Below are 1,200 nucleotides of genomic sequence, written 5' to 3'. Positions count from 1 at the left end.
GGTGGGGATTTTCACGGAAAAGAGAAAGCACTAACAAGATCTTGGCAATAATGTTAGCGACGAAACAAACATTAAGGAGGTCTCGTAAGCGCTTTCTATATCACTAGGATTGCCAGAATTTCAAATGGTTAAACAAGAACTTCTTTCCTATGGTTATGCGATTCATATAGAGAAAACAGAGACACAGGGACGTTGTCCTCATTGTGGGTTTGCCACTTCCTCTGTCCACGACAGACGGACAAGAAAAGTACGGGATTTGGCGATTTTCCATCAACCGGTGTACTTGTTCGTAAAGGTAAAGCGCTATCGATGCTGGAATTGTTCCCAAGTGTTTTCCGCCACTTTGGAGTCGATTCAACCAAACCGGCATGACACCAATCGATTTTATGAGTACTTGTATGAACTGTGTGAAGGCTCCACCATTCAAGAGGTCAGTCGAAAGCACCGCATCCCATATACGACATTGGAGCGCATTTATTACTCCATCGCGTCAAAAAAAGCAAAAGAACGCCAAACAGCAACGGAGGCATCTTTTCAGGAAGGGATGGCGCTTAGCTTAGATGAAATCGCTGTAAAAAAGGGACATCAGTACGAAACCGTGTTGATGGATGCCAAAGCCGGATCAGTCATGGGAATGCACGCCGATCGCCAATATGACTCTGCCATAAACTTGTTGAGCCGAAACGTCCTGTCAAAAGAAATGGTCCAAACGGTGATTCTTGACATGTGGGAACCCTATCACAAGGAGGTTCGCGCTCTGTTTCCATCTGCTTCGATTGTTATCGATAAGTACCATGTGGTTCAAAAGGTGACACAAGCCTTGGATCAGGCGCGAAAAGAGTTCCCGCGATTGAAAAAGGCTAGATTCCTTCTGTTAAAAGGGTATGAAAAACTTCGTAAGAATCAGCAGTTTCGATTGAACGATATCTTGGAGGAATATCCCGCACTTTCGATTGCTTATTATCTCAAGGAGCTATTTCGAGATTTCTACCGAACCGATCATTATGACCAAGCAAAAGAATGCTTGGAATAATGGATTTGGTTAGCAAAGAAAAGCCCTTTTGTCTCTTTTCAACAAGCAGCTAACACTTTTGAAAGGTGGAAGGAGCCTATTCTTCAATACTTTTTGTACCCGTATACGAATGCACGAATGGAAGGCAGCAATCACAAGATCAAAAATATCAAACGCCGGGCATATGG

1 pseudogene is annotated in these 1,200 nt (G+C 43.5%); it reads left to right on the top strand.

The features are described from left to right. Positions 1-124: 124 nt before the first annotated feature. Positions 125-1,200: pseudogene (locus I656_RS0116830) on the top strand (ISL3 family transposase); the annotation flags it as partial.

It is taken from the genome of Geobacillus sp. WSUCF1, from assembly GCF_000422025.1.
GTDB lineage: Bacteria > Bacillota > Bacilli > Bacillales > Anoxybacillaceae > Geobacillus > Geobacillus zalihae.
Note: the sequence above shows the minus strand (reverse complement) of the source record. Positions and strands in the feature narration are given on the sequence as shown.